The sequence below is a fragment of the Priestia sp. J2 genome (genome assembly GCF_020790095.1).
In the GTDB taxonomy this organism is placed as follows: Bacteria; Bacillota; Bacilli; order Bacillales; family Bacillaceae_H; genus Priestia; species Priestia zanthoxyli.
Genome location: NZ_CP086208.1, coordinates 2,140,080 through 2,164,764 on the forward strand (window position 1 = coordinate 2,140,080; position 24,685 = coordinate 2,164,764).

Sequence of the window (24,685 nt, forward strand, 5' to 3'; positions counted from 1 at the left end):
ATATTAAATTCGAAATTTCCTCTTATTGCTTGGACTAAACGGTAATTATTGTTAAATTACGGTAAATGCATGCGTTAATTAAAATATCATCTGAAATTTTCTTTTGAGTTATTGACATCTGATGTAAATGAGATATAATTTGTTTATATTGTTCTTTATAAAGAACAATATAAACTGGATAGAAAAAATGATTTGGAATGTATAAAGTTAAATTAAAACGATTTAAAATATAAAAATAAATTATTTTAAATGGTCGTTCTTTAAAAAGAATAAGTTTTATCATGATACATATTTGAAAGGGAGAAAATCATGAGTGCAATTGCTGGTATTTATCATTCTAATAATGAACCTGTACCTGTCGAGCATGTGAATAGAGTTATGCAATCTTTACAAAAATACCCTGCTAATGATATTCAAATATCGCATAAGAAAAATATCTTTCTTGGTTGCCATGCACAATGGATTACACCGGAATCAGTAGGAGAGCAGCAGCCTTATTGTGATTATGAAAGGCAGCTAGCAATTACAGCTGATGCCATTATCGACAATCGAGATGAATTATTCGAGAAACTGCAGGTTGAATATATTGAAAGAAAAGCGATGACGGATAGTCAATTAATCTTACTTGCCTATCACAAGTGGGGAGAGGAGTCTCCAAAATATTTAGTAGGTGATTTTGCTTTTGTAATTTGGGATGAGAGAAAGCAAATACTTTTTGGTGCGAGAGATTTTTCGGGAAGTAGAACCCTTTACTTTTATCATGATACAAATAGATTTGCTTTCTGTACTACCATAGAACCATTATTATCACTACCCTATGTAGAAAAGAAATTAAATGAACAGTGGCTTGCGGAATTTTTGGCGATTTCTGGAATGATTGATGTGGTAGATGCATCACTAACCCCATATAAAAATATAGCACAGATGCCCCCTTCACATAGTATTACCGTGATGGAAGAAACAATAAAGATTAAGCAATATTGTACATTAACTTCCGTCCAACCATTAAAATTGAAATCTAATGAAGAGTATATAGAAGCGTTTCAAGAAGTGTTTCAAAAAGCAGTTACTTCGCGTTTACGCACTTATCGCCAAGTTGGAGCTCAGTTGAGTGGGGGTTTAGACTCAGGTTCAATTGTTAGTTTCGCTGCAAAAAGTCTTAGTGGGACACGTAAGCAACTATATACATTTAGCTATGTTCCTCCTAATGATTTTAAAGATTTTACACCTAAACACTTAATGCCAAACGAAACGCCCTTTATTCAATCAACTGTACGGCATATAGGTGGTATCAAAGATCATTATTTAGATTTTGAAGGAAGAGATTCCTATTCGGAAATTGATGATTTTCTCAACACTATGGAAATGCCTTATAAATTTTTTGAAAATTCTTTCTGGTTAAAAGGGATGTTTGAGAAGGCTAGTGAGGAAGGTGTAGGAGTGTTGCTAAATGGCGGTAGGGGGAATTTAAGCATATCCTGGGGTTCAGCTATTGATTACTATGCTCTTCTTTTAAAAAAATTAAAATGGATTCGATTAGCTAGCGAACTTCACCACTATAGCCACAAAGCTGGAGGAAGTAGATTTCGAAGAATCCCAGTTATTGCAAGAGTAGCGTTTCCTTTTATTGAGCGACTTTTTCCACTAGGAGATTCATATGAGTTTCCGATGCTGATTAACCCAGAATTTGCAAAAAGAACAGGTGTTTTTCATAAGCTGCAAAACTACGGTATAGATGAAACAGGATGGTTTTCAGCAACAAATATATATGAACAGAGAAAAAGGCATTTTGAAGATATTTTTCATTGGAATGCAAGTAATACACTTGCAACCAAATTATCTTTGCGTTACCCATTATGGAAGCGGGATCCCACCAATGATCTTAGAGTGATTCGTTTTTGCTTGTCTTTGCCTGAGGAACAGTATGTTCAAAAAGGAATGGATCGAGCTCTGATTCGAAGAGCAACAGAAAAGCTTTTACCTGATACAGTGAGGTTAAATCAACGAATTCGTGGTGTTCAAGGTGCGGATTGGGTCCATCGTATGATGCCGCACTGGAGTGAATTTACGGATGAGCTGCACCAACTTAGTAAAGATCAAACAATTCTTGAATTTTTAGATGGGAAAGGAATAAAAGAAGCGATGTCTAATATTCATGAAGGCGTGCATGCAAAGCATGCAATTAATCCTTATTATAAGATAATGATGCGTAGTTTAATCGTACATCGCTTTATAAAAAAATTTAATTGAGAGGAGGTGAGATGATGAAGAAAGAGTGGCAAATACCTGTATTGGAAACGTTAGATATTACAATGACAATGGCTTCTACAGTCTATGGTCCTTATACGGATGAAGCATATGTACCAGGTAAAGATGTTGATAAAGATAACCCTGGTACATGGAAACGTTTTACGAGTTGAGACAAATAAAATATAAAATTTGATCTTATATTAACCTCTCTTGTTTCATTTTTCTCGAATTTTTGAAAGCCCCTTATACATAATAGTGTATTTGGGGCTTTTATTTTAAAAGTTAGAGTGAGGTGCTAAATTCTGATTTTCATATCCTAATGAAATAAATAAAATAGGCAGTTAAGTAAGTTATTGTTTAGAATATTTATTACTCAAGATATAGGTAGTAATTTTAAGTGATTGACACCATCAAGAAAAGGTGATAACTTTATTTTAGATATTGTTCTTTATAAAGAATAACTTTGTTTTAACTAAGCGATTTTTTCTAACATATTCACGTAAAAGTATTTTTTTTATCTTTTTTGTTCTTTATAATGAACTTAAGTGTTTGATTTTATTAGGTAATGACTATGTTGTTGAAAAAGTACAGGAGGGTATCTATTATGAAAAAATTATTTACAAACAAAGGTGAGTCTCAATGATAGATACTACCAAAAAGGTTGTGTATGAGGCATTTGGATTAAAATTACTCAGTGAAATTCCTTTACCTGAACTACCTGAAATAAGTATCTCGGGAGGATCAGTAGAAATCATAGTTAAGAAGGGGGATTTAACCACACTATGGTCGAAAAAAAACAAATCAGGCGCGTATTTTATCGTAAAAGAAAACCTGTGTATGTTTAAAGTTCCTGGTTTAGCTATTTATCTAATTCAAGATGGTAAAGAGATTACGGTTTCTCCGACAGAGGGCTTTAATGAAGACTTGAGTAGGCTATATATTCTAGGAACATGCATGGGAGCATTATTAATACAAAGAAAAATCTTCCCTTTACATGGAAGTGCTATAGCTATTGATGGAAAGGCCTATGCAGTAGTAGGTGAATCGGGTGCAGGTAAATCAACGCTTGCCTCTGCTTTTTTAAAGAGAGGATATCAGCTTCTAAGTGATGATGTCATACCCGTAACGTTTACTGAAGAGAATATTCCTATTGTAAGGCCAGCGTATCCACAACAAAAATTATGGCAGGAAAGCTTAACTCAACTTGGAATGGAATCAACTTGTTACCGTCCAATCTTTGACCGGGAAACCAAGTTTACTATTCCAGTAGAATCTCAGTTTGCCACCGAAGCTTATCCTCTTGCTGGTATATTTGAATTAATTAAAAACGACAGTAATGAAATTAAAATTCAGTCTATTGAAAAATTAGAAAGGCTTCATATGCTTTTCAACCATACATACCGTAATTTTTTCATTGAACTCTCTGGTTTAATGAAATGGCACTTTAATGCATCAGCAAAAATCGTTAATAAAGTTGACCTTTACCGATTGCATCGACCAATCTCTGGTTTTACGGCTTATGATTTAACAGACTTAATTTTAACTACAATAAAAAGGAGAGAAAACAAATGATTAAAAATCAAGACATTTCGATGAATCAATTAGTTAGTCAAGGAACAGGCCATATCGCCAGTGACATGGATGGAGAAAAAGTGATGTTAAGTATCAGCAATGGTAAGTACTATAATTTAGGTGAAATAGGTGGAGAAATATGGGAGAAAATTAAAGAACCCATTTCAGTAAGCGAATTAATTTCTACATTAGTAACTCAATATAATGTCGAACAATCCGATTGTGAAGAACAAGTCATTGCTTTTTTAAGTGGGCTGATAAAAGAAGGTTTAATTCAAGTAGCAGAGAATAATCGCTCTTAGTTTCAATGTTTTTTTATCCGTGGGAGGGAAAAATGAAAATTTTGCGAAAAATAACGGTTTTTTTAAAATTGAACATGAGAGCAAAACTGTTGTTGATAGAGGCATTTATTTATTTAGGATGGGCCCGTTTTCTTAAAACGTTACCTTTTTCTAAAATATCTCCTTCCTTAGGACAGCAAATGAGGGAAACAGCGTTCACTACTAGTTCATCCGATGATAAAGTTCTAAAGGATATAGCCCAATCTCTTCATATTATGAGCCGTTACACTTTTTGGGAAAGTCAATGTCTCGTTAAAGCAATTGCAGGAATGAAGATGTTAGAAAAACGGAAGATTGAAAGTACACTTTATTTAGGTACTGCTAAAGATGAAAACGGAAAATTAATTGCACATGCATGGTTGCGCAGCGGTCCATTTTTTATTTCCGGTGCAGAAGGTAAAGCGAAATTTACCGTTATAGCTAAGTTTGGAAAGGAAATCAGTGTGAAAAAGCGTGAAGGAGAAAATTATGGATAACATACTCAACTTAGACCGCATGCCTAAGGAATTAAAACTAATTCTTGAATTATTGAAGGAAGGGAATGAACAATACCTTGAAAAATATAGCGAAGGATTATGTCGAGATATTGACTGGAACCTTTTTATCAAACTGACGCTGCATCATCGTGTTTATCCAGCGATAAATTTCAAAATAAAAATGTTGGATGCGGATGTAGTCCCAACCTATGTAGTTCAATTTTTAAATAGACAATATAAAAGAAATACATTTCAAATGCTTTGTTTAAGTGCAGAAATGGAAAAAGTTAGCCTGCTCTTTTCTAAACATCAAATACAGACTCTATTTTTAAAAGGTCCCATTTTGGCTAAATGTTTGTATGGAGATATCTCTCTTCGTACTTCCAGTGATTTAGATTTCCTTATTCCAATTCAAGATCTTGCGAAAGCAGAAGACCTTTTAGTAAGTCTTGGATATGAAAAGGATGATTATATTCACACTGTATTAAATGACTGGAAGTGGAGGCATCATCATGTCACATATATTCATCCTCATACAGAAATAAAACTAGAAATTCATTGGAGATTACACCCAGGTCCTGGAAAGGAACCATGTTTTGATGAACTATGGAAGCGAAAAGAGAAAAGTTCAATTACCAGTTATCCTGTGTACTTATTAGGCACAGAAGACCTATTTCAATTTCTTGTGGCTCACGGAGCGCGTCATGGCTGGTCTCGCCTTCGCTGGCTGATTGATATTCAGCAAATAGTGAAAAGAAAAATTGATTGGGTAAAACTTTATACTTTATTTACGACTTATCATAATCCTTATGTAGGGGGACAGGCAATTATTTTGGCCTCACAGTTGTTAAACGTGAGGGTAGAAAAAAAAATGAAACCTTTATTAATAAGCAAACGATCCCAAAAACTAGCTCAAGAGGCAGTCTTTTATCTTGAAACTATGATAAATTTACATACTGATCCCGTGCCTGAATATGTATCCAAATATCATAGTCGCCATTTATTCTCATTAATGTCTGCTCAACAAAAACTTTTCTTTACCGCAAGTTTATTGCATCCTTACCCTGAAGATGCAGAGATGTTACCTTTGCCTAAAAAACTTCATTTCTTATATTTTCCTTTGCGTCCTGTTTTATGGGCTTGGAGGAAGACTAAAAAAGATGAGTTACGTAAGGGGAGAACATAATGAAACAGCTTGTATACTTCTTGAAGCAAATACGTTCGTTTGCTGGCAAAAGGCTCTATATTAACCTCTTAGCAACGGTGTTTATGAGTTTACTTGAAGGTATCGGGATTTTATTATTAATTCCGATGATTAGCTTAAGTGGTATCGTGGATTTTGATACAGGAGGACCATCAATTTTAAGGGTATTTTCATTTTTACAAAATACCCCTGTATCTATGACCTTGCTTCTAATTTTGAGTATTTATGTGTTAATAGTTACTGGTCAAACTATATTACAACGACAGATAACGATTCAAAATAGAGTCATTCAGCTCGGTTTTCTTAGACATATGCAAATGGAGACTTATAGCACCTTACTTCATGCGAACTGGGAGTTCTTTATAAAAAAAAGAAAGTCAGATCTTATTAATATAGTACTTACAGAAATTGCTCGTACTAGTGGAGGAACAACCTCGTTTTTGCAGTTTATAGCTTCTCTTATATTTACGTGCATACAAATTGGGCTGGCATTTTGGCTTTCACCTAAAATAACTCTTTTTGTATTGCTTTGCGGTGTAGTGATTATCTTTCTGAACCGTAAATTTCTCAAACGATCGCTGACATTGGGCAATAGAAACTTTGAGCTGGGAAAAAGCTATCTTGCAGGGATAACCGATCAGATTAACGGAATTAAAGATATTAAAAGTAATACTTTAGAAGAATCGAGAATGAACTGGTACCGATCAATTACAGAAGAAATGAAAAATGAGCAAGTTGAATATACTAAGCTAAATACAACGTCACAATCTTATTATAAAATATCATCTGCTGTATTAGTTGCAGCCTTTATATATGCTGCAGTGAAGTTGTTTCATGCTGAAGCAAGCCAATTAATGCTTATCATTCTTATTTTTTCACGATTATGGCCAAAAGTCGCCGGTATTCAAGCCTCTATGGAACAGATTGCGACAACTCTACCAGCATTTAAAGCTGTGAAAGCCTTGCAAGATGAATGCAAAAATGCAAGAGAATTTGAAAAAGAAGCTAATCAAAGTGTCGAACCAGTTCAATTTAAAAAAGACATTCAGTGCAGAAACGTTTATTTTCGCTATAACCAAGGTGCATCTTACGCTTTGCAGCATATTAATTTAATCATTCCATCTAATCAAATGACAGCTTTTGTAGGTCGGTCCGGTGCTGGGAAAAGCACGCTGATAGATTTGTTGATGGGACTTAATCAGCCTGAAAAAGGTCAGGTTTTAATTGATGGGATTCCGTTATCAAAAGATAATTTATTATCGTTAAGACGAGCTATTAGCTATGTTCCACAAGATCCTTTTTTGTTTAATGCGAGTATAAGAGAAAATTTATTGTTAGTAGAACCTAACGCAAGTGAACAGCAAATGTGGGAAGCGCTTGAGTTTTCATCGGCTGCAGAATTTGTAAGGAGGCTTCCGCAAGGTCTAGATTCATTAATTGGAGACCGAGGAATTAAGCTTTCAGGAGGAGAAAGGCAGCGGCTTGTGCTAGCCCGTGCTATTTTACGCAATCCATCTATTTTAGTCTTAGACGAAGCAACGAGCGCGCTTGACACGGAAAATGAAACGAAAATTCAAGAAGCATTGGAACGATTAAAAGGAAAAATGACGATTATTGTTATTGCTCATCGTCTGTCTACAATCCGTAATGCTGATCAGGTTATCGTGCTGGAGCAAGGTGAAATTATTCAACAAGGCGGCTTTACTCAACTTGCTGAAGAAAAGAGTAATACATTTAGTCAATTACTAGGAAAACAAATGGAAGTTGCTCATTAGACCGTTACTAAACAGCAGTGAGTTAAATTTTTAAAACCAATCGTTCTTAATAAAGAACTAATTGAAAGGTGGTGATCATATGCAAGAGAAGACTTATAGCGCTCCAGAAGTGTTAAATCATCAGCCAATCCGTTTTGAAACCGCTCAAAGCTGGAATCCTGGAAAAGGAAACTTAGATCATCCTGGAAAAGGAAACAATGGTTCCAACTGGCCGTCTACGAATCCAAATCCTACTCCAGGTGGTGCAGGTGCCCCAGGAAAAGGAAAAGGGAAAAATAAATAAAATATTTTTTAGCTATTTTATTTACTTAATACAGCAATATATAAAGCAGAAAGTCAATGGTGTTCCATTGACTGCTGTTTTAAGAGAAATTGATTGAGGAGACGAATAATGAAGACGTTGCATACAAAAATAGGGGATCACTATATTGATATTAAAACAGAATTTGATGACGTATGGAAAATACTCAAACAATATTTTTTATGTGTTAGTATAGCCGAAAACCAGCCGGATCTGACCGTCACAATCACAAATGGCTATGGTGTTTCGTTTCAAGATTATGAAGTCGCTATAGAAGAAAAACTCAATACAATTACTTTTAAAAGAGCAGACTATTTAATTGAAGTAGATTCAGAGTATAAACTGGCTAACGTAGCTATCCACGATGAATTGGCTTTAAAACATGCTCTTATGAACTTATACAGTTCGTTCATCGTTCATCATAACTGGGGGATTCTTCTCCATTCATCGTGTGTTATTAACAGCGGTAAGGCGCATATTTTTACAGGGCATTCAGGAGCCGGAAAGTCGACTGCAGCAAAGTTATCAATGCCAAGGGAACTTCTTTCTGATGAAGCTACGATTTTAAAGATTACAGAAGGGAGTGTAACAGTTTTTAACTCACCGTTTAGGAGTGAGTTAAAAGCCAAGGGAAGTGAAAAAAACACACCTTTAGAAAGTATTCAGCTATTGCATCAGTCACTATCTAATCAACGGATAGAGGTAAGGAGAATAGAAGCGTTGATGAAGCTAATAGATAAAGTGTTTTACTGGTCTTATAAACCTGAAGAAACGAAAACAATCATGGTCCTGTTAAAACTGTTAGTTAAACAAGTTCCTGTGTATGAGCTTCATTTTCAAAAAAATAATACATTTTGGGAGTTGATGTCATCGTGACAAGTTATATTCAAAAAGGCGGTTATGAAGTAATGGAAGTAGACTCAGAGTGGGTGGTTTTAAATCCGCAGGCCTATACAGTGACTACTTTAAACGAAGTAGGAGGCTACTGTTGGAAGGTAATAGAAAATAAAAAAACGCTTGCGGAAATTATTAAAGCTGTTGCAGCCTATTACAATACAGAAGCTGAATTGATTAAAGGAGATATACAGCATTTTTTAAATAAGTTAATTGATTGCGGCCTTGTTGAACAGTATGCAAGCTGATGATAAGCAGGGGCATATACTAAAAGCTTTGATTGATCGGAATGGATTACTTGAACTTCCTGCTGAAGGAACGAGTATGTATCCTCTTATTAAACGAGGAGATATTTGCCGGTTTACTTCAATAAAGCATTCTCCGCTAAAAAGAGGAGACATTGTTTTATTTGAAAGTCCAGCTAATAAACTCATTGCTCATCGACTTTTAAACTGTTCCTACGTTCAAGAAGAAGAATGTTATATTTTTAAAGGTGATACGAACTACGGGGTGGATGATCTGGTTACCCAAGAAAAGATTATCGGAAAACTTGTTGTTATTCAAAAAAAATCAGTGACGATTCAAGAAAAAAATGTAGCTGCTGTTTTGTGGGGAAAGCTCATTCTTGCTTTTCCTCTTCTGTCAGTGCTGTTACGAAGGTATATAAACTATCAAGAATGGAAAAAAGCAGATTGAAAGGAGGATGTCGTTATGATTAGTTTAAAAAAGATAAAGCAATTCGACATCCGCGAATATATTTCTATCAAAGAGACAAAAAGCATGGTTCAGTGGCTCTGGCCATACGTAATGAAGCATAAAGGTGCTTATATTGGACTGTTTATTTTGTTATTTGTTGAAATTACCCTTACTTTATTATCTGCATGGTTTATTGGAAACATTACCGATGCTGCTGTTCATGGTAATTTTGAACGGCTTAAGTGGCTAGTAGCTATTGGTGTAGGGTTGTCAGTAACAAGTATTACAGCTAATTTTATTGATACATACCTTGAAACAATTGCGGTCAATGCCGTCAAGCGAGACCTGAATTTGGATTTATATAAACATATTTTACTTTTACGAGAACGAGATGTTTCAAATTTACATTCCGGCGAATTGTTGTCTCATTTCACTAACGATATACATAATGTTGAAGGCGTAATTGGACGAGGCTTAATCAATCTAGTTAGATTTCCTATCATTTCTATCGCTGCCTTTATCTATTTAATTCAAATTAATTGGAAATTATCGTTATTAATTGTGCTCGTATCTCCTATTGCGATTACTGGTGGAGCTATATTTGGGGTTTTACTTCGAAATAATAGCCGTATCATGAATGAATTAATTAGCAATATTATTAAAAAACTGAATGATACGTTTCACGGATTTACTGTAATTCGATCTTTTACATTGGAAAAACTGTTTTATAGAGATTATAGACAAAAGAACGAGCAGCTTTATTCATTGGAAATGAGAGAGGCAAAGTTAAGAGGCTGGTTTTACGCTGGAAGCGAAGCAATTGGAGCCATTGCGTTTCTTATTAGCTTAATTATAGGTGCTTTTTTTGTAACAGACAAGATTATTACGATTGGTGCATTATTAACGTTTATTAACCTTGTGAACCAGTTGATTTCTCCCTTGACAGGACTAGCTGGACAGTGGGCTGGCTATCAGCGGTCTGTGTCAGCGTTAGAAAGAATTACTAAACTACTTAATTATCCAACTCAAGCGAAGGCGCTGCCTCACTATACTTCCGCAACGCTTGTTCAAAAGGATATACAGGTTAGAAATCTTACATTTAGCTATCATGAGAGCGCGATTGTATTCAAGGATTTCAACTTATACATTCCTGCTGGTAAAGCAGTAGCGCTAGTTGGTCCAAGTGGTGCCGGAAAATCAACGCTTTTTAATTTGATTCAACATTTTTATGAACCTCATTTTGGCACTATTTCAATCGATGGACATTCAATTGATGAGTTAACCATTTCAGAACTAAGAAGTTCAATTGCATACGTTCCTCAAGAGACATTTCTTTTTAGCGGTACGATAAAAGATAATCTAATGATAGCGAGACCTTTGGCTACGGAAGAAGAAATGATTAATGCCGCTGTTCATGCAAATATTCATGATCATATTATGACGCTGCCTAACGGCTATGAAACAGAAGTCGGGGAACGAGGAGCTAAGCTGTCAGGAGGTCAAAGACAGCGATTAGCCATCGCAAGAGCCATTTTAAAAGATGCGCCTATTCTTCTATTAGACGAAGCAACTTCAGCACTAGACAGTGAAACGGAACATTTGGTAAAAGAAGCATTGGACCGTTTAATGGTTAATCGTACAACTATCATGATTGCCCATCGATTGTCTACTATTCAACATGCAGATCTCATTGTGGTAATGGATCAAGGAGAAGTTGTTCAAAAGGGCACCCATGAAGAGTTAATGAGACAAAGTGGAATGTACCGCAGATTAAATAACGCACAAGAAATCAGTGAACAGAATCCAATCATGCTGAAAGCTAAATAATAGGAGGGAAGAAGTACTTTGCTCGATAAACTCATAACATACCTTTACGATTCTAACGCTAATCTACCAAGTGATGATGAATTTTATTATGAAGTAATAAAAGAGATTGAATTGTATTTCATTTCCCCACAAGTCTACTCCTTATTGAAAGAAAAAGGAAAGCTAGGAAATACTCCTTTATTTTTTCAAACAAGACTCAAGCAAAAATATCAAGAAACACTATATCAAAATTTATTTATTAAAAATCAAACGGATCATATTATTCGAAAATTTGAAGAAGAACAGATAGAAGTTATACCTCTTAAGGGAGTCTACTTTGCTGAAAAATATTTTGGTCACATAGGTGCTAGAGGGACTTCAGATATCGATATCTTAGTTAAAAGGAAAGACATAAATAAAGCGAAAGAAGCAGTAAAATCCATGAATTTTGAAATTGAAGAAGAATTTATTCCTTCTCACTTTCACAGTAGTTTTAGTAAAGAAATCCCTGGATTGGCTATCCCGCTAACAGTTGAAATTCATTGGGATATATTGAAAGAAAAAACTGCTAACTTCAACATCCAAGAGTTTTGGGGTGAAGCAGTAAGGTTAGAAGGCTTTCAGTTTGTAAAGACTTTATCCGACTATCATACGTTTTATATGATATGTCTTCACGGTTGGAGGCACAATTTAGATTCGCCTAAGCACTTTTTAGATATTATTCAAATAATTGAGGTTGTAAAAGATAGGATAAGCTATGAAACTCTCTTTAAGGATGCAAAACGTCATCAAACATATAAGAGGATGGTTCGAACATTGTCCATCGTGTACAGTCAGTACAGCATATTGAACGAAATAAAGAAATTAAGTTCTATAGAAAATCAATTCAAGGGTTCTATGTCTTCAACATTGGAACAAGAAAAGAAAGGAATTAAAAAATATTTTGCCTTTATGGATTATCAATTTTTCAGCTATGATTCTGTTTGGCATAGTTTAAGTGAAATGCGCAGCTGGTTATTACCGAATAGGTTTGAAGTAACTTCTCAGTTAAAAGAGACGTCAAAACAACGTTCGTATTCTTATAGTTTACTTATGTTATATAAGCAGAGATGTAATAGTTTGGTGAAAGTTCTAGGGTCTTAAGATTCGAATTTATAGAGAGTTTAACTTATAAAGAAGTCTGTACCACTTTTTAATCTTCATACATAGGAGGGGATGCTAGTGAGAAAGATGAAAGGAAAAGTGATAGCAGCCTCTTTCTTTTTAATAGCTGTAGTAGTTGGATATACAGTTTGGGATAATCAACGAATTACTATAGCTAAGCAAGACATCATAATTAAGGACTTACCTAAAGAGCTTGAAGGATTTTCTATTGTTCAAATTACAGATTTGCATGAAAAAGAATTTGGGGAAAATCAAGAAAGACTAATAAATGCTATTAATTCAATTCATTATGATGCTATTGTTTTTACTGGTGACATGATGAAAAATAATAGTACAAACGCCGTGCCGTTTTACACGTTAATAGAAGGTATTGAAAATAAACGATCTGCTTTATTTGTACCCGGAAATACAGATCCTAAAAGCTATCGTACTTCTTCAAATAGTCTTGAGAAAAGTGAATTTGTTAAACATATGGAAAAAAAGGGCGTTAAGCTGCTTGATTCCACGTATACAGTAAAAAGGGGAAATGCCTATGCTCAGTTTGTTAACTTTGACTGGTCGTTGAAGACAGAGAATAAATTAGAAAAAGACAGAAATAATTTGTTGAAAAACAAAAATTATCCGAAAAAGGAAACCACAAATCTTATTATTGGGTTGAATCACTTTCCAGTAGTTGATTCTCACATCGATGCTCTTCTTGCAGATCCCAGCGTTACCTTTAGGTATTACGATTTAATTATGGCTGGGCATTATCACGGAGGGCAATTTCGTATTCCATTTTTCGGCGCACTTTTTGTCCCGGAAGCATGGTATGAAAAGAGTGGCCTGTTTCCTCCTCAAGATCGAGTTAAAGGACTGTGGGAATACAAACATATTAAGCAATATGTTAGTGCAGGATTAGGAAGCAACGGTCCCATCCCATTTTTGAATTTTCGGCTTTTTGACTCACCTGAAATTAACGTACTAACATTTAAAAGTGGGAAAGCTGAATGAGAAAAATCTGCTTATATATGATAAGGTTTATTAACAGCAAAGCTACGCTCGACAAAGAGGTAGCTTCTTTTTGTTTTATTGAAATTAATAAAGAGTAATATTTTCTTTTTCGATCTTTAAGGAATTTGTGAATTTTTCCATAAAAGAATCTTCGGTCACCACTTGTTGAGCCTGCAAATCTTCTACTATTTTTCTTCTTGCATTTTCAAATACTTTTAATTTTCCAGCTTCTAAGGAACCTTGAGAAAGTAAGTTAGGTAAAATTTGAGAAAGAACATCAGCATCCATTATAGCGGCATTCATACCATATGCGCCGGTTGGAGTCATAGTATGCGCGGCGTCTCCTATGATTGCTAATCCGTTTTTTACCCACGTATCACAGTGAGAGCTATAAACAGACAATAAAATGAAATCTTTCCATGAATGAAGGTTCTGCTCCATACTTTCTTTTAATTGAGGAAATGCCAGAATTAGCTGATCAAGAAAAGGCTGGACAGACTGCTTCTTTAGAAAAGTATAGGACCCTTTTTTAATATTCCAGCCTATTTGAATAAAGCCGCCTGTCTGTGTAAACAGTGCCATTTGCTGATTGTTCACTACCGTAAAGCGAATAGTAGGTTCCCATTTCTCAGGTGCAGGAATTTTCGCCCAAAGCAAATCGTATCCATGATTATGAATATTGTTTTTTATGTGCGCAAGTTTGCGAACAGTTGAATATCGACCATCTGCTCCAATAATGATTTTACTTTCAACTATTATTTCACCCCGGCCTTTTTGCTGAGATTTTATTCCAGTATATTGTCCTTTTTCATTTTGCGTTAGCTCCGTTACTTTTGTGCCCAGCATAAGTTTGTAGGAGGGATGGCTGCTTGCTCGGCTATCTATAGACTGAAGAAGATGCTGCTGTGGAACATGAATTCCTGCATGTCCAAGTTCAGATTCTATCGTTTTGAATACATGTCCATCTTTCCAGTATTCGACCCTAGACATTCGAAGGAGGCCTAAGCTTTCAATTTCTTCAAATATATGATGTTTTTTAAGAATCATTTCTCCATCTTCATTTAAATGTTCGCCTCGAAATTCTTTTCCAAGCTTATCAGATCTCTCTATCAGTATAGTTGATATATTTTGTTTAGCCAGTAGATAGGCTAGTAGAGCACCGCCTGGTCCGGCTCCTATTATACACACATCTGTTTGATAGTTCATTTTCTTCACCTTGTTTGTTATATGCAATTAAGTTACTTTTAGTAAGTATATTAACTTTTATAAATGTTAATGTCAACTTTTTTATAGCTTTTCTTCTATGGAATTCGTTCTTTGGTCGAAACACAAATAAGGTTTTACATAAACAAAGTCAAAGATTAAGTTTTATGGTAAACTAAAATACACAAATTATTTTGAATAATTTGTATAAAAAGGTGAAATTTAAACATTGTTGAGAAAAAGCACGGTTGGAAAGCTGCAGGATTTTTAGCAAGAAGAGTAGAGAACGTCTCTGAAAATTCTAGCAAACTCCAATTTCGACTGGAGGATGATTATGACAAAAGTAGAACATTATATTCAAACATTGGGTAACAGTGCAGATTTGCTAACGAAAAAGCAGACAAGCATTTACTTCGAAAAACTTTCAAACACCTTTCCTTTTTTAACAATCATGCAAATTAATTGGAGAAAAGTATTAATTAAAAAGTCCGCCCGGCATATTGAAGAAATCAAAAAATGGCTTCAAGAGATGAATATAAAAGAACATCAGGTTGTTTTATTTTGGAAACGAGCAACTAAAGCCGTAAGCGTCGATTTAGCTCAGGCTCTAACGTTTTTCCAACAAACAGCTGATCTTACAGAAGAAGCGTTTATTTACTGTCCGTCTGTTGACTATGTCATTGAATATTTTAAAGACGGTAAAATGATGATTGGTTTAGCAGCACGTTAATTAAAAGGAAAAAAGCTGAGGGAAGAGGGGGAATGAGAACTTCTTCACTCGGCTTTTTATGCATATAAACTTTAAAAAATACGAAACATAACGTTATTTACAACATAAATTACCTTCTCTTTATAATTAGTGGGAAAAGTATTGACATTTTCCATAAAACAAATATAATTAACATTAATCATATTGTTAATTGTAAAAAGAGTGATCAGGAGAAATGCTGAATGTCGAACAAAAAAGCAATGACGAATCAAATGAAAAAAGAATACCCTAAACCCTATGGCTATACGTCAGATATTGCTGTATTTACGATTGTGACGGAAGAAAAAGAACCATACAAACCACCTAAAATGAATTTAAAATTAATGCTTATCCAGCGAGCAATGCTAAACGCGGAGGGAGAAAAGAACAGCGAAGCAGGAAAGTGGGCGCTTCCCGGCGGATTTGTCCATCCTGATGAATCAGCTTTTGAAGCGGCTAAAAGAGAGCTCGAAGAAGAAACGGGCGTGAACGATATCCATTTAAAACACTATGGTGTCTATGATGAGCCCGGAAGAGACGATAGGGGATGGGTCATCACAAACGCACATTATGCAATTGTCCCAGAAGATAGTCTAATAAAACGAAAAGCGAATGATGATGCTGCTCGAGTTGAATTATTTAAAATAGATGAAATCTTTTCATTGCCTTTAGCTTTTGATCATGAAATCATCATTCGAGATGCAATCAAGGAAATTAAGAAAGATTTATTGCAAACGACTATTGCTCAGAAGTTTCTGCCTTCTCAGTTTACATACTCTGAACTGCAGGCTGTGCTGCTTACCGTAACGGATGATGCGGCAATTAAAAGTGATCAGGCGTTTGCACGAAAAATAAGAATGCTGCCATTCATTGAAGAAGTAGACGGAAAAACAACGACGAGAACGTCTAAAAAGCCAACAAAGCTCTACCGGTTTGTTGAGATGAATGTGATGAAGCCAATCTATACAGCACGCTATTAAAAGAAAAAACTTTCAATTCAAATAATTAACAATATGTTAACTGTTAATTTTTATTTATGAGGGGGAAACATAATGAAAAAAGCACTGATTAACATTGATTATACCAATGATTTTGTAGCTGAAAACGGGGCTTTGACATGCGGAGAACCAGGGCGACACATTGAAACATCCATAAGCGATATCACGCGTCAATTTATTGAGCAAGGCGAGTATGTCGTCTTTGCCATTGATTTTCATAAAGAAAATGATTCCTTGCATCCAGAATCAGCGCTGTTTCCGCCTCATAATATTGAAGGTTCTGCAGGAAGGAAGCTATACGGAAAGTTAAACGATTTATATAATGTGTATCAATCAAAGGCAAATGTAGAATGGATAAATAAAACGAGATACAGCGCATTTGCTGGAACAGATCTGGAGATTAAACTGCGAGAAAGACAGATTACCGATGTCTACTTAGCAGGTGTATGTACGGATATCTGTGTACTTCATACAGCAGTAGATGCTTATAATAAAGGATTTGCTATTTATATTTATAAAAAAGCCGTAGCGAGCTTTAATCAAAAAGGCCATGAGTGGGCGCTCGAACACTTTAAATCTTGCCTCAGAGCAGAAATTATTTAAGGACATAAAAGTGGAGGAAATCAATGAATATGTTTACAGATGACAGCGTAATGCTACATACCGATTTATATCAAATTAATATGGGAGAAACGTATTGGGAAGATAACATTCATCAAAAGAAGGCTGTTTTTGAAGTTTTTTTCCGCAAACTTCCTTTTGGGAATGGGTATGCTGTTTTTGCTGGATTAGAAAGAATTATTGAATATATTAAAGCATTTAAATTTAGCGAATCTGATTTAACGTACTTGCACGAAGAATTAGGTTTTAAAGAAGATTATTTAGCTTACTTAAAAGACCTTACATTTACTGGGACAATTCGATGTATGCGTGAAGGTGAGCTTGTGTTTCATAATGAACCAATTTTACGTGTAGAAGCACCATTAATTGAAGCTCAGCTTGTAGAAACAGCGATTTTAAATATTGTGAATTACCAAACGCTGATTGCAACAAAAGCAGCCCGAATCAAACATGTAGTAGGAGATCAAGTGGCAATGGAGTTTGGAACGCGACGCGCTCAAGAAATGGATGCTGCTATTTGGGGAACAAGAGCAGCCTATATTGGCGGATTTGGTGCTACTTCTAACGTGCGTGCAGGAAAGAAATTTGGAATTCCAGTTGCAGGAACGCATGCCCATGCAATGGTGCAAGCTTATAAAGATGAATATATTGCATTTCATAAATACGCTCGTCGCCATAAAAACTGTGTGTTTCTAGTTGATACGTACGACACCTTAAAATCAGGAGTTCCCAATGCGATTAAAGTAGCAAAAGAATTAGGAGACAAAATTAATTTTACGGCAATTCGTTTAGACAGCGGCGATTTAACTTATTTGTCTAAAAAAGCTCGTCAAATGTTGGATGAAGCAGGGTTTACAGAGACAAAAATTGTTGCTTCCAACGATTTAGATGAAGATACGATTATGCATTTAAAGTCGCAAGGTGCACAGATAGACATGTGGGGAATTGGTACGAAGCTCATTACTGCATATGATCAGCCGGCGCTTGGAGCAGTGTATAAACTCGTCTCTATTGAAGGAGAAAATGGCGAGATGATGGATACGATTAAAATTAGTGCGAATCCTGAAAAAGTCAGTACACCAGGGTTAAAGCGCGTATATCGTATTATTAATAATTTGAATGGGAAATCTGAAGGGGATTATATTACGATGGAAGACGAAGACCCTCAAAGCGAAGAACGTTTAAAAATGTTCCATCCTGTTCATACGTTTATCAGTAAATTCGTCACAAATTTTGAGGCAAAAGAACTTCATCATGATATCTTTGTAAACGGAAAGCTTGTGTATGAAACAGAAGAACTTCAGGAAATTCAGCAGTACGTAAAAGATAATTTAGAGCTGCTTTGGGATGAATATAAGCGCACGCGCAATCCAGAAGAATATCCAGTAGATTTAAGCGAAAAGTGTTGGGAAAATAAAACGCGTCAAATTGCGTACGTAAAACAAAAAGTAGCGGAAGCCCTAAATAAAAAATAGTAGGGAGCTGGAGACATGTCAGATACGCTTGCTTATTTTCAACAGCTAAACCCTGATAAGAAAATAGATACGCTTTTAGAAAAAGGAGCGAAAATTGGGATTTATGGTTCATCTTTTGATCCGGTTACCAACGTTCATCTTTGGACGGCATCAACGGTTGCGCATCGAAAGAAGTTAGATGCTATTATCTTCTTGCCTTCATCGCACAAACGGACAGATAAAAAGCTCCAAACGTCCGATGAACACCGTGTAAATATGGTTAGCTTAGCGATTAAAGACAACCCGAAATTTTTGCTCGATACGTATGAGCTAGACGTATTGCCCGGCTATCATTACACATACTACACTATGGAGCACTTTAAAAAATTGCTCCCACACGCTGACTTATTTTTTATTATGGGAGCCGACTTACTGCAAGATATTGGTGAGGGCAAGTGGAAGAAAGCAGATGAACTTATTAGTGAAAACCAGTTTATCATCATGGCAAGAGAGGGAATAGACATGTTGAAAGCTATTAGTCATTCTCCTTTGCTTCGAAATTATGACGACGGCCGGTTTCAGCTTCTTGATAAGGGGCTTGCAATGGAAATCAGCTCTACTTATATTCGTCAAGAATTTGCCAGGGGCGGAGAACCACGATATTTAATGCCTGATCTCTGTTATTTTTATAGTAAAGAACATGGTTTGTATCAGTAAGAAATCTACATATAATGGAAGGAGAGCATGTATCATGTCAGACATGCAAGAAAAAATAAGAAAAGAGCTACATGTGAAATCTGAAATTGATCCAGCACAAGAAATTCGTGCCCGCGTTGATTTTTTGAAAAACTACCTAAAGTCAGCAAATGCAAAAGGCTTTGTATTAGGTATAAGCGGAGGGCAGGACTCTAGTTTAGCTGGACGATTAGCGCAGATTGCTGTAGACGAATTGCGAAAAGAAGAATATGAAGCAAAATTTGTAGCCGTTCGCTTGCCTCATGGCACGCAGCATGACGAAGCAGATGCGAAGGCGTCACTAGAATTTATTAAACCTAATGAAACATATACATTTAATATTAAAAACACGGTGGAAGCATTTGAAAGTTCGTTTACAGGTGCGACAGATATAGCGCTGTCTGATTTTCATAAAGGAAATGTCAAAGCACGTACGCGTATGATCGTACAGTATGCAATCGGAGGAGAAAACGGCCTTTTAGTTATCGGAACCGATCATGCAGCAGAAGCAGTAACAGGCTTTTTTACAAAATACGGAGATGGCGGAGCAGACGTGCTGCCTCTAACGGGATTAACAAAACGTCAAGGAAAAGCATTGCTAAAAGAATTAGGTGCAGATAAACGATTGTACGAAAAAGTACCAACAGCTGACTTATTAGATAATAGTCCTGGTCAATCTGATGAAACGGAACTAGGAATTTCTTATGATGAACTAGACGACTATTTGGAAGGAAAAGAAGTATCACAAGAAGCTGCTGAAAAAATTGAACAGCGCTATCGTATTACTGAACATAAGCGTCAGTTACCGGCTAGCATGTTTGATGAATGGTGGAAATGAGAGAAATGCCCATATTAGGGATATCTAATATGGGCATTATTTTGACTGATTTCTTTCAAAAAACAAAAAAGAGGCGGAAAAAGTGTAATTTAATGAATTGTTTTCTCATACACACTTTGTTATTCTTACGCACTTTGGTATAATGAAGTGCTTTTAATATTATTGAGGAGGAACATTTTTTATGGCAGTTGAAGTAGGTAGCAAGGTACAAGGTAAAGTAACAGGTATTACTAATTTTGGAGCATTTGTAGAATTACCTGGAGGTCAAACTGGGCTTGTACATATTAGTGAGGTAGCTGACAGCTATGTAAAAGACATTAATGACCATCTTAAAGTTGGTCAAGAAATTGAAGTGAAAGTCGTTAATGAGAAAGACGGAAAAATTGGATTATCGATTAAAAAAGCGATAGATAAACCGGAAAGACCCTCATCTTCTTATTCACAACGCCCGCCACGTCAGGCAAGAAATAATGATAATCGTTCTAAAAGCAACTTCCAACCAAAGGAAAACTTCGAACAAAAAATGGCGCGTTTCTTAAAAGATAGTGAAGATAATTTATCTACACTAAAACGCAGCACTGAATCAAAACGAGGTGGCAGAGGCGGAAGACGCGGATAAATCCCTTCCACTCTAACTACTTTATTATATAGTTGAAGCAAGCCAGTAAAAATTGGCTTGCTTCTTTTTTGTGATAGCTTAAGTACATACGCTAGAAGAGTAAAGAGAAGGTTAAGCACTTACTTAGTTGTAAAGTAGATGCCAATCGTGACAAGAGATGAAAGAAGATCAAGGATGAGTAGGATGAAATTTAAATCTATCATAATCATACCTCCCTTTTTGCGAGCGTTGACGTTAGTATCTGCACGAACTACTTTTATTATTCGTAATTTTTAAAAATTTCATTTAGTTAAATGTGATATTTAATATTTAATTAAACTATGTTCTAAATAATAATTAATAAAATAAAAAACGCTTATAAGAACAATTTTCTTAAAATAATAAAAAAACCTTATAAGTAAACGAAGAGAAAGTAGGAATGAGTCCCTCATCGAAATAGCTAAATTAACAGAAATTCGTCAGTATTCTTGTATATTCATCTAATTCTTTCATAATTTGAGGAATAAAAAAGTGGTGAAAAAGCAAAGAACAGACAAAATTCTTCCTTTTTTGAGCAGTAGTGCTCAATTTGGAGAAATATATAAAATGATTCCATAGACTCAAGGATTTTATAGTAATATATAGAACTTCCATACTATTCTAGTTTTTAGCTCATTAGCTAAGTAAAAGATGCGTATGTTTTGGGGATGAAGACATACATAGTCGTACGAATTATAGAGAGAAATGGAGAGGGAAAAACGATGAAAAAAGTATCAATTCGGGCTGTATTGAGTACAGTAGCATTTTCGGTTGCTTTATCTTCTTTTGCAATGGGAGCATCGGCTAATGGAAATTCAAAGCCGGCGCTGGAACCGTCACTAGTTAAAATTCAAGGAGACTATAACTTAAAATCGGCTAAAAAAGTAAAAGTTATTGTGGAGTTAAATGAAGAGTCTGTAGCGGAAGCCAAGAAAAAAGGAGTAGCGCAAAGTAAAGGAAAGATTAAAAAAGCGCGTGACGAAGTGAAAAAAGAACTTTCAAAAGCTTCTAAAACTTCAAAAGTAAAGCGAGAATACGACCAAGTGTTTTCTGGGTTTTCAGCGGAACTTCCGGCTAATGACCTTGAAAAAGTAGCAAGTTTACCTGGAGTAAAAGCTATTTATCCAAGCGTTGAATATCATACAACAGAAGTGAAATCGAAAGAAGTGAGCGCCGAAGAATACGGTTCTGAAATGGATAAAAGCATTTACTACGTGGGAGCAGATCAAGCGTGGAAATCAGGATATACAGGTAAAAATATGACCGTAGCTGTTATCGATACAGGCGTTGATTACGACCACCCGGATTTAAAGTCGGCGTTTGAGAAATATAAAGGATGGGATTTTGTTGATGATGACAAAGACCCTCAAGAAACGCCGGCTGGAGATCCAAAAGGCGAAGCGACAACGCACGGTACGCACGTAGCGGGAACAATTGCAGCGGACGGGAAAATTAAAGGGATAGCTCCTGATGCTCATTTACTTGCGTATCGTGTACTAGGCCCAGGAGGAACAGGTTCAACAGAAGACGTAATTGCCGGTATTGAACGTGCGGTAGAAGACGGGGCGGATGTAATGAACCTGTCGCTTGGAGATACGATTAATAATCCGGACTTGGCAACGAGTATTGCATTAGATTGGGCAATGGAAGAAGGAGTAGTAGCCGTTACATCAAATGGAAACAGTGGACCAGCTAACTGGACAGTAGGCTCTCCGGGAACGTCTCGTGAAGCTATTTCAGTTGGTGCGACTCAGCTTCCTTACAATTTGTATAAAACGACATTAACCGTAGATAACGCAAGCTATGCTTCAGCTGAAGTAATGGGCTTTCCAAACGACAAGGCGTTACTGGATGCAAGCGGTAAAAATTATGAATTTGTCCCTGTCGGACTTGGAAAACCAGAAGACTTTGAAGGAAAGGATGTAAAAGGAAAAGTAGCGGTTATTTCCCGCGGTGACATTGCATTTGTAGATAAAGTTGACAATGCGAAAAAAGCCGGCGCTGTTGCAACAGTCATTTACAATAACGTAGAAGGAACAATTCCTGATATTCCAGGTACATCTCTGCCGAGTATTCGCCTATCGAAAGCCGATGGACAAGCTTTGATAGCTTCTTTAGCAAAAGGATCCGTCACCGGCTCTTTTAACGCAACATTTGATCAGACAGTCGATGAAACAATGGCTGACTTTTCGTCTCGCGGACCCGTTGTGGATACGTGGATGATTAAGCCGGACATTTCGGCACCGGGAGTCGATATTATCAGTACAGTGCCAACAGATGATCCGAGCAATCCTCATGGATATGGATCAAAACAAGGCACAAGTATGGCCGCACCGCACGTAGCAGGAGCAGCAGCGTTAATTTTACAGGCGCATCCCAATTATAAAGTAGAAGACGTAAAAGCATCTTTAATGAACACAACGGAACTGCTTCGTGACCGCAACGGGCTCATTTACCCTCATAATACGCAAGGTGCAGGAAGCATGCGCGTAGTAGATGCAATTAAAGCAAAAACGCTTATCACCCCAGGAAGTCACTCGTACGGCGTCTTTTATAAAGATAAAGGGAAACAAGTAGAAAAACAAAGCTTTAAGATTAAAAATCTATCAAATCACAGTCAAAAATACTCGGTCAAAGTGAAATTTAAGAAAAGCCATCAAGCAATTGACGTTAAATCAACAAACGATTTAGTTGTTAATGCAGGAAAAACGCAAAAAGTAAATCTCAATGTAAAAGTAGATGCGGGGAAATTATCTCCTGGCTATTACGAAGGGACCATTACGGTAAGTAACAATAAAGAAACGTACGATGTTCCAACGATCTTATTTGTAAAAGAGCCGGATTATCCTCGCGTTACTTCTGCGTATGTAGATGTACTAGGAAATGGCTCATTTGAATACGGCAGTTATTTACCAGGAGGAGCAGAGAAGCTTAGCTATTACATTTACGATGCAACGCTAGAAAAAGGGGAATTGTTAAGTTCGTATACGAATGTAGGAAAAGGATTCTCTAGCGCAACGTGGGACGGAAAAATTAATGGTGAAGCTCTTCCAGCGGGAACGTATTATTTATACGCAGAAGCAGTAAAAGCAGGTCAGACGACCGGTTCTTTAGGAGAATTTGAAATTCAATAAATAAAAAAAGAGTGCCAGTCTAACTGACACTCTTTTTTTATTGAGCCGTATATCCTCCATCGATCACAGCAGCTTGGCCGGTGACGCCTTTTGCTAAATCACTTGCTAAAAACATTGCGTAGTCTGCAATTTCATCAACTGCCAGCAAGCGTTTTTGAGGAACAAGAGGATAAATAACTTCTTCTAGTACTTTTTCAAGCGCTACATTTCGCGTACGTGCTAAATCTTTTAATTGATTTTGAACAAGCGGTGTATCAACATAACCAGGGCAAATCGCATTTACCGTAATGCCGTGCTCCGCACCTTCAAGAGCAGCCACTTTCGTTAAGCCAATCACGCCGTGCTTAGCACTGTTGTATGCCGCTTTTCCTGAGAAACCAATCAATCCGTTAATGGAAGACATGTTCAAAATGCGGCCGAATTTTTGCTTTTTCATAATAGGAAACGCATGCTTAGTCGCAACAAAAGGTGCAACAAGCATAATTTTCGTTAAAAGTTCAAATTTTTCAGTAGGAAATTCTTCGAGCGGGGAAACAAATTGCATGCCAGCATTGTTAATTAATACATCAAGGCGGCCATATGTTTCAACCGTTTGAGCAATCATTTGTTCAATGTCACTTTCATTTGTCACATCTGCTTTAATGCCTAATGCTTCGTAGCCTTTTGTCTTCAATTTGTCTGCTGCTTTCTTAACTCCGTCTTCATTCAAGTCAGTTAAGACAACAGTCGCTCCGTCTTCAGCAAAGCGCTCACCAATTTGATAACCAATACCTTGAGCTGCACCTGTAATTAACACAATTTTGTTTTCAACCATCGTTTTTTCCCCCTTATATGTAGATGATATA

At 36.2% G+C, this 24,685-nt stretch carries 24 protein-coding genes; 22 read left to right on the forward strand and 2 right to left on the reverse strand.

Annotated elements, in window-relative coordinates; genetic code table 11:
• Positions 1-309: 309 nt before the first annotated feature.
• From LJY09_RS10765 to LJY09_RS10830, 14 genes are all read left to right on the forward strand, one after another.
• On the forward strand, positions 310-2,250 hold the full coding sequence (locus LJY09_RS10765) for a lasso peptide isopeptide bond-forming cyclase (protein ID WP_228307730.1): 1,941 nt from the start codon (positions 310-312) through the stop codon (positions 2,248-2,250).
• Between the two features lie 14 nt (positions 2,251-2,264).
• Positions 2,265-2,420: a paeninodin family lasso peptide gene (locus LJY09_RS10770; protein WP_108674682.1), complete on the forward strand. Its 156-nt coding sequence runs from the start codon at positions 2,265-2,267 to the stop codon at positions 2,418-2,420.
• Positions 2,421-2,889: 469 nt separating this feature from the next.
• Positions 2,890-3,822, forward strand: a complete 933-nt coding sequence (locus tag LJY09_RS10775) for an aldolase (RefSeq protein WP_228307731.1) — start codon at positions 2,890-2,892, stop codon at positions 3,820-3,822.
• A complete protein-coding gene (locus LJY09_RS10780) occupies positions 3,819-4,124 on the forward strand; it encodes a lasso peptide biosynthesis PqqD family chaperone (protein WP_228307732.1) in 306 nt (101 codons plus the stop codon). The genes LJY09_RS10775 and LJY09_RS10780 overlap by 4 nt, the downstream gene beginning before the upstream one ends.
• A gap of 32 nt (positions 4,125-4,156) precedes the next feature.
• The gene (locus LJY09_RS10785; RefSeq protein ID WP_228307733.1) at positions 4,157-4,639 is read left to right on the forward strand and encodes a lasso peptide biosynthesis B2 protein; all 483 of its coding nucleotides are present in this window, start codon (positions 4,157-4,159) and stop codon (positions 4,637-4,639) included.
• On the forward strand, positions 4,632-5,825 hold the full coding sequence (locus LJY09_RS10790; protein ID WP_228307734.1) for a nucleotidyltransferase domain-containing protein: 1,194 nt from the start codon (positions 4,632-4,634) through the stop codon (positions 5,823-5,825). Before LJY09_RS10785 ends, LJY09_RS10790 begins: the two co-directional genes overlap by 8 nt.
• Complete coding sequence (locus LJY09_RS10795) at positions 5,825-7,618, forward strand: ABC transporter ATP-binding protein (protein WP_108674684.1); 1,794 nt, start codon at positions 5,825-5,827, stop codon at positions 7,616-7,618. Before LJY09_RS10790 ends, LJY09_RS10795 begins: the two co-directional genes overlap by 1 nt.
• A 79-nt stretch (positions 7,619-7,697) precedes the next feature.
• Positions 7,698-7,901: a hypothetical protein gene (locus LJY09_RS10800; protein ID WP_098626850.1), complete on the forward strand. Its 204-nt coding sequence runs from the start codon at positions 7,698-7,700 to the stop codon at positions 7,899-7,901.
• 108 nt (positions 7,902-8,009) lie between these two features.
• Entirely contained in the window at positions 8,010-8,795 is a 786-nt protein-coding gene (locus LJY09_RS10805; RefSeq protein ID WP_226313293.1) for a hypothetical protein, read from the forward strand.
• Positions 8,792-9,061 (forward strand): PqqD family protein, encoded by a 270-nt coding sequence (locus tag LJY09_RS10810; protein WP_098626851.1) that lies wholly within the window; start codon positions 8,792-8,794, stop codon positions 9,059-9,061. Before LJY09_RS10805 ends, LJY09_RS10810 begins: the two co-directional genes overlap by 4 nt.
• Before the next feature lie 28 nt (positions 9,062-9,089).
• A complete protein-coding gene (locus LJY09_RS10815) occupies positions 9,090-9,509 on the forward strand; it encodes a signal peptidase I (protein WP_189643461.1) in 420 nt (139 codons plus the stop codon).
• Positions 9,510-9,524: 15 nt separating this feature from the next.
• Positions 9,525-11,336: an ABC transporter ATP-binding protein gene (locus tag LJY09_RS10820; protein WP_228307735.1), complete on the forward strand. Its 1,812-nt coding sequence runs from the start codon at positions 9,525-9,527 to the stop codon at positions 11,334-11,336.
• An 18-nt stretch (positions 11,337-11,354) separates the two neighbouring features.
• A complete protein-coding gene (locus LJY09_RS10825) occupies positions 11,355-12,458 on the forward strand; it encodes a nucleotidyltransferase domain-containing protein (RefSeq protein WP_228307736.1) in 1,104 nt (367 codons plus the stop codon).
• 87 nt (positions 12,459-12,545) lie between these two features.
• The gene (locus LJY09_RS10830; protein WP_226313326.1) at positions 12,546-13,472 is read left to right on the forward strand and encodes a metallophosphoesterase; all 927 of its coding nucleotides are present in this window, start codon (positions 12,546-12,548) and stop codon (positions 13,470-13,472) included.
• Positions 13,473-13,556: 84 nt separating this feature from the next.
• On the opposite strand, the gene LJY09_RS10835 is transcribed toward LJY09_RS10830, so the two are convergent.
• On the reverse strand, positions 13,557-14,678 hold the full coding sequence (locus LJY09_RS10835; RefSeq protein ID WP_108674690.1) for an FAD-dependent monooxygenase: 1,122 nt from the start codon (positions 14,676-14,678) through the stop codon (positions 13,557-13,559).
• A 331-nt stretch (positions 14,679-15,009) separates the two neighbouring features.
• Here LJY09_RS10835 and LJY09_RS10840 point away from each other — a divergent pair, with 331 nt between their 5' ends.
• The 8 genes from LJY09_RS10840 (at position 15,010) to LJY09_RS10880 (ending at position 23,840) form a co-directional block, all read left to right on the forward strand.
• Positions 15,010-15,405 carry a CDI toxin immunity protein gene (locus tag LJY09_RS10840; RefSeq protein ID WP_014460246.1) on the forward strand — a complete coding sequence of 132 codons (396 nt, stop codon included), beginning with the start codon at positions 15,010-15,012 and terminating at the stop codon, positions 15,403-15,405.
• 221 nt (positions 15,406-15,626) lie between these two features.
• Positions 15,627-16,403 (forward strand): NUDIX domain-containing protein, encoded by a 777-nt coding sequence (locus LJY09_RS10845; protein WP_028413475.1) that lies wholly within the window; start codon positions 15,627-15,629, stop codon positions 16,401-16,403.
• A gap of 72 nt (positions 16,404-16,475) precedes the next feature.
• The gene (locus tag LJY09_RS10850; protein WP_228307737.1) at positions 16,476-17,024 is read left to right on the forward strand and encodes a cysteine hydrolase family protein; all 549 of its coding nucleotides are present in this window, start codon (positions 16,476-16,478) and stop codon (positions 17,022-17,024) included.
• 23 nt (positions 17,025-17,047) lie between these two features.
• Positions 17,048-18,517: a nicotinate phosphoribosyltransferase gene (locus LJY09_RS10855; RefSeq protein ID WP_028413473.1), complete on the forward strand. Its 1,470-nt coding sequence runs from the start codon at positions 17,048-17,050 to the stop codon at positions 18,515-18,517.
• A gap of 15 nt (positions 18,518-18,532) precedes the next feature.
• Positions 18,533-19,213, forward strand: a complete 681-nt coding sequence (gene nadD / locus LJY09_RS10860; protein ID WP_028413472.1) for a nicotinate (nicotinamide) nucleotide adenylyltransferase — start codon at positions 18,533-18,535, stop codon at positions 19,211-19,213.
• Between the two features lie 34 nt (positions 19,214-19,247).
• Positions 19,248-20,069 (forward strand): ammonia-dependent NAD(+) synthetase, encoded by an 822-nt coding sequence (nadE, locus tag LJY09_RS10865; protein ID WP_014460241.1) that lies wholly within the window; start codon positions 19,248-19,250, stop codon positions 20,067-20,069.
• Positions 20,070-20,250: 181 nt separating this feature from the next.
• Positions 20,251-20,688 (forward strand): S1 domain-containing RNA-binding protein, encoded by a 438-nt coding sequence (locus LJY09_RS10870; protein ID WP_013056909.1) that lies wholly within the window; start codon positions 20,251-20,253, stop codon positions 20,686-20,688.
• A 740-nt stretch (positions 20,689-21,428) separates the two neighbouring features.
• Complete coding sequence (locus tag LJY09_RS10880) at positions 21,429-23,840, forward strand: S8 family serine peptidase (protein WP_028413470.1); 2,412 nt, start codon at positions 21,429-21,431, stop codon at positions 23,838-23,840.
• Positions 23,841-23,877: 37 nt separating this feature from the next.
• Here LJY09_RS10880 and LJY09_RS10885 read toward each other — a convergent pair whose 3' ends face one another.
• Positions 23,878-24,654 carry a 3-hydroxybutyrate dehydrogenase gene (locus LJY09_RS10885; RefSeq protein WP_013056911.1) on the reverse strand — a complete coding sequence of 259 codons (777 nt, stop codon included), beginning with the start codon at positions 24,652-24,654 and terminating at the stop codon, positions 23,878-23,880.
• Positions 24,655-24,685: the final 31 nt, after the last annotated feature.

Bases quoted from the DNA above. Each gene is read 5' to 3' on its own strand.
- LJY09_RS10765 (WP_228307730.1), top strand. From the start codon at position 310: ATGAGTGCAATTGCTGGTATTTATCATTCTAATAATGAACCTGTACCT.
- LJY09_RS10770 (WP_108674682.1), top strand. From the start codon at position 2,265: ATGAAGAAAGAGTGGCAAATACCTGTATTGGAAACGTTAGATATTACA.
- LJY09_RS10775 (WP_228307731.1), top strand. From the start codon at position 2,890: ATGATAGATACTACCAAAAAGGTTGTGTATGAGGCATTTGGATTAAAA.
- LJY09_RS10780 (WP_228307732.1), top strand. From the start codon at position 3,819: ATGATTAAAAATCAAGACATTTCGATGAATCAATTAGTTAGTCAAGGA.
- LJY09_RS10785 (WP_228307733.1), top strand. From the start codon at position 4,157: ATGAAAATTTTGCGAAAAATAACGGTTTTTTTAAAATTGAACATGAGA.
- LJY09_RS10790 (WP_228307734.1), top strand. From the start codon at position 4,632: ATGGATAACATACTCAACTTAGACCGCATGCCTAAGGAATTAAAACTA.
- LJY09_RS10795 (WP_108674684.1), top strand. From the start codon at position 5,825: ATGAAACAGCTTGTATACTTCTTGAAGCAAATACGTTCGTTTGCTGGC.
- LJY09_RS10800 (WP_098626850.1), top strand. From the start codon at position 7,698: ATGCAAGAGAAGACTTATAGCGCTCCAGAAGTGTTAAATCATCAGCCA.
- LJY09_RS10805 (WP_226313293.1), top strand. From the start codon at position 8,010: ATGAAGACGTTGCATACAAAAATAGGGGATCACTATATTGATATTAAA.
- LJY09_RS10820 (WP_228307735.1), top strand. From the start codon at position 9,525: ATGATTAGTTTAAAAAAGATAAAGCAATTCGACATCCGCGAATATATT.
- LJY09_RS10830 (WP_226313326.1), top strand. From the start codon at position 12,546: ATGAAAGGAAAAGTGATAGCAGCCTCTTTCTTTTTAATAGCTGTAGTA.
- LJY09_RS10835 (WP_108674690.1), bottom strand. From the start codon at position 14,678: ATGAACTATCAAACAGATGTGTGTATAATAGGAGCCGGACCAGGCGGT.
- LJY09_RS10840 (WP_014460246.1), top strand. From the start codon at position 15,010: ATGACAAAAGTAGAACATTATATTCAAACATTGGGTAACAGTGCAGAT.
- LJY09_RS10845 (WP_028413475.1), top strand. From the start codon at position 15,627: ATGTCGAACAAAAAAGCAATGACGAATCAAATGAAAAAAGAATACCCT.
- LJY09_RS10850 (WP_228307737.1), top strand. From the start codon at position 16,476: ATGAAAAAAGCACTGATTAACATTGATTATACCAATGATTTTGTAGCT.
- LJY09_RS10855 (WP_028413473.1), top strand. From the start codon at position 17,048: ATGAATATGTTTACAGATGACAGCGTAATGCTACATACCGATTTATAT.
- nadD (WP_028413472.1), top strand. From the start codon at position 18,533: ATGTCAGATACGCTTGCTTATTTTCAACAGCTAAACCCTGATAAGAAA.
- nadE (WP_014460241.1), top strand. From the start codon at position 19,248: ATGTCAGACATGCAAGAAAAAATAAGAAAAGAGCTACATGTGAAATCT.
- LJY09_RS10870 (WP_013056909.1), top strand. From the start codon at position 20,251: ATGGCAGTTGAAGTAGGTAGCAAGGTACAAGGTAAAGTAACAGGTATT.
- LJY09_RS10880 (WP_028413470.1), top strand. From the start codon at position 21,429: ATGAAAAAAGTATCAATTCGGGCTGTATTGAGTACAGTAGCATTTTCG.
- LJY09_RS10885 (WP_013056911.1), bottom strand. From the start codon at position 24,654: ATGGTTGAAAACAAAATTGTGTTAATTACAGGTGCAGCTCAAGGTATT.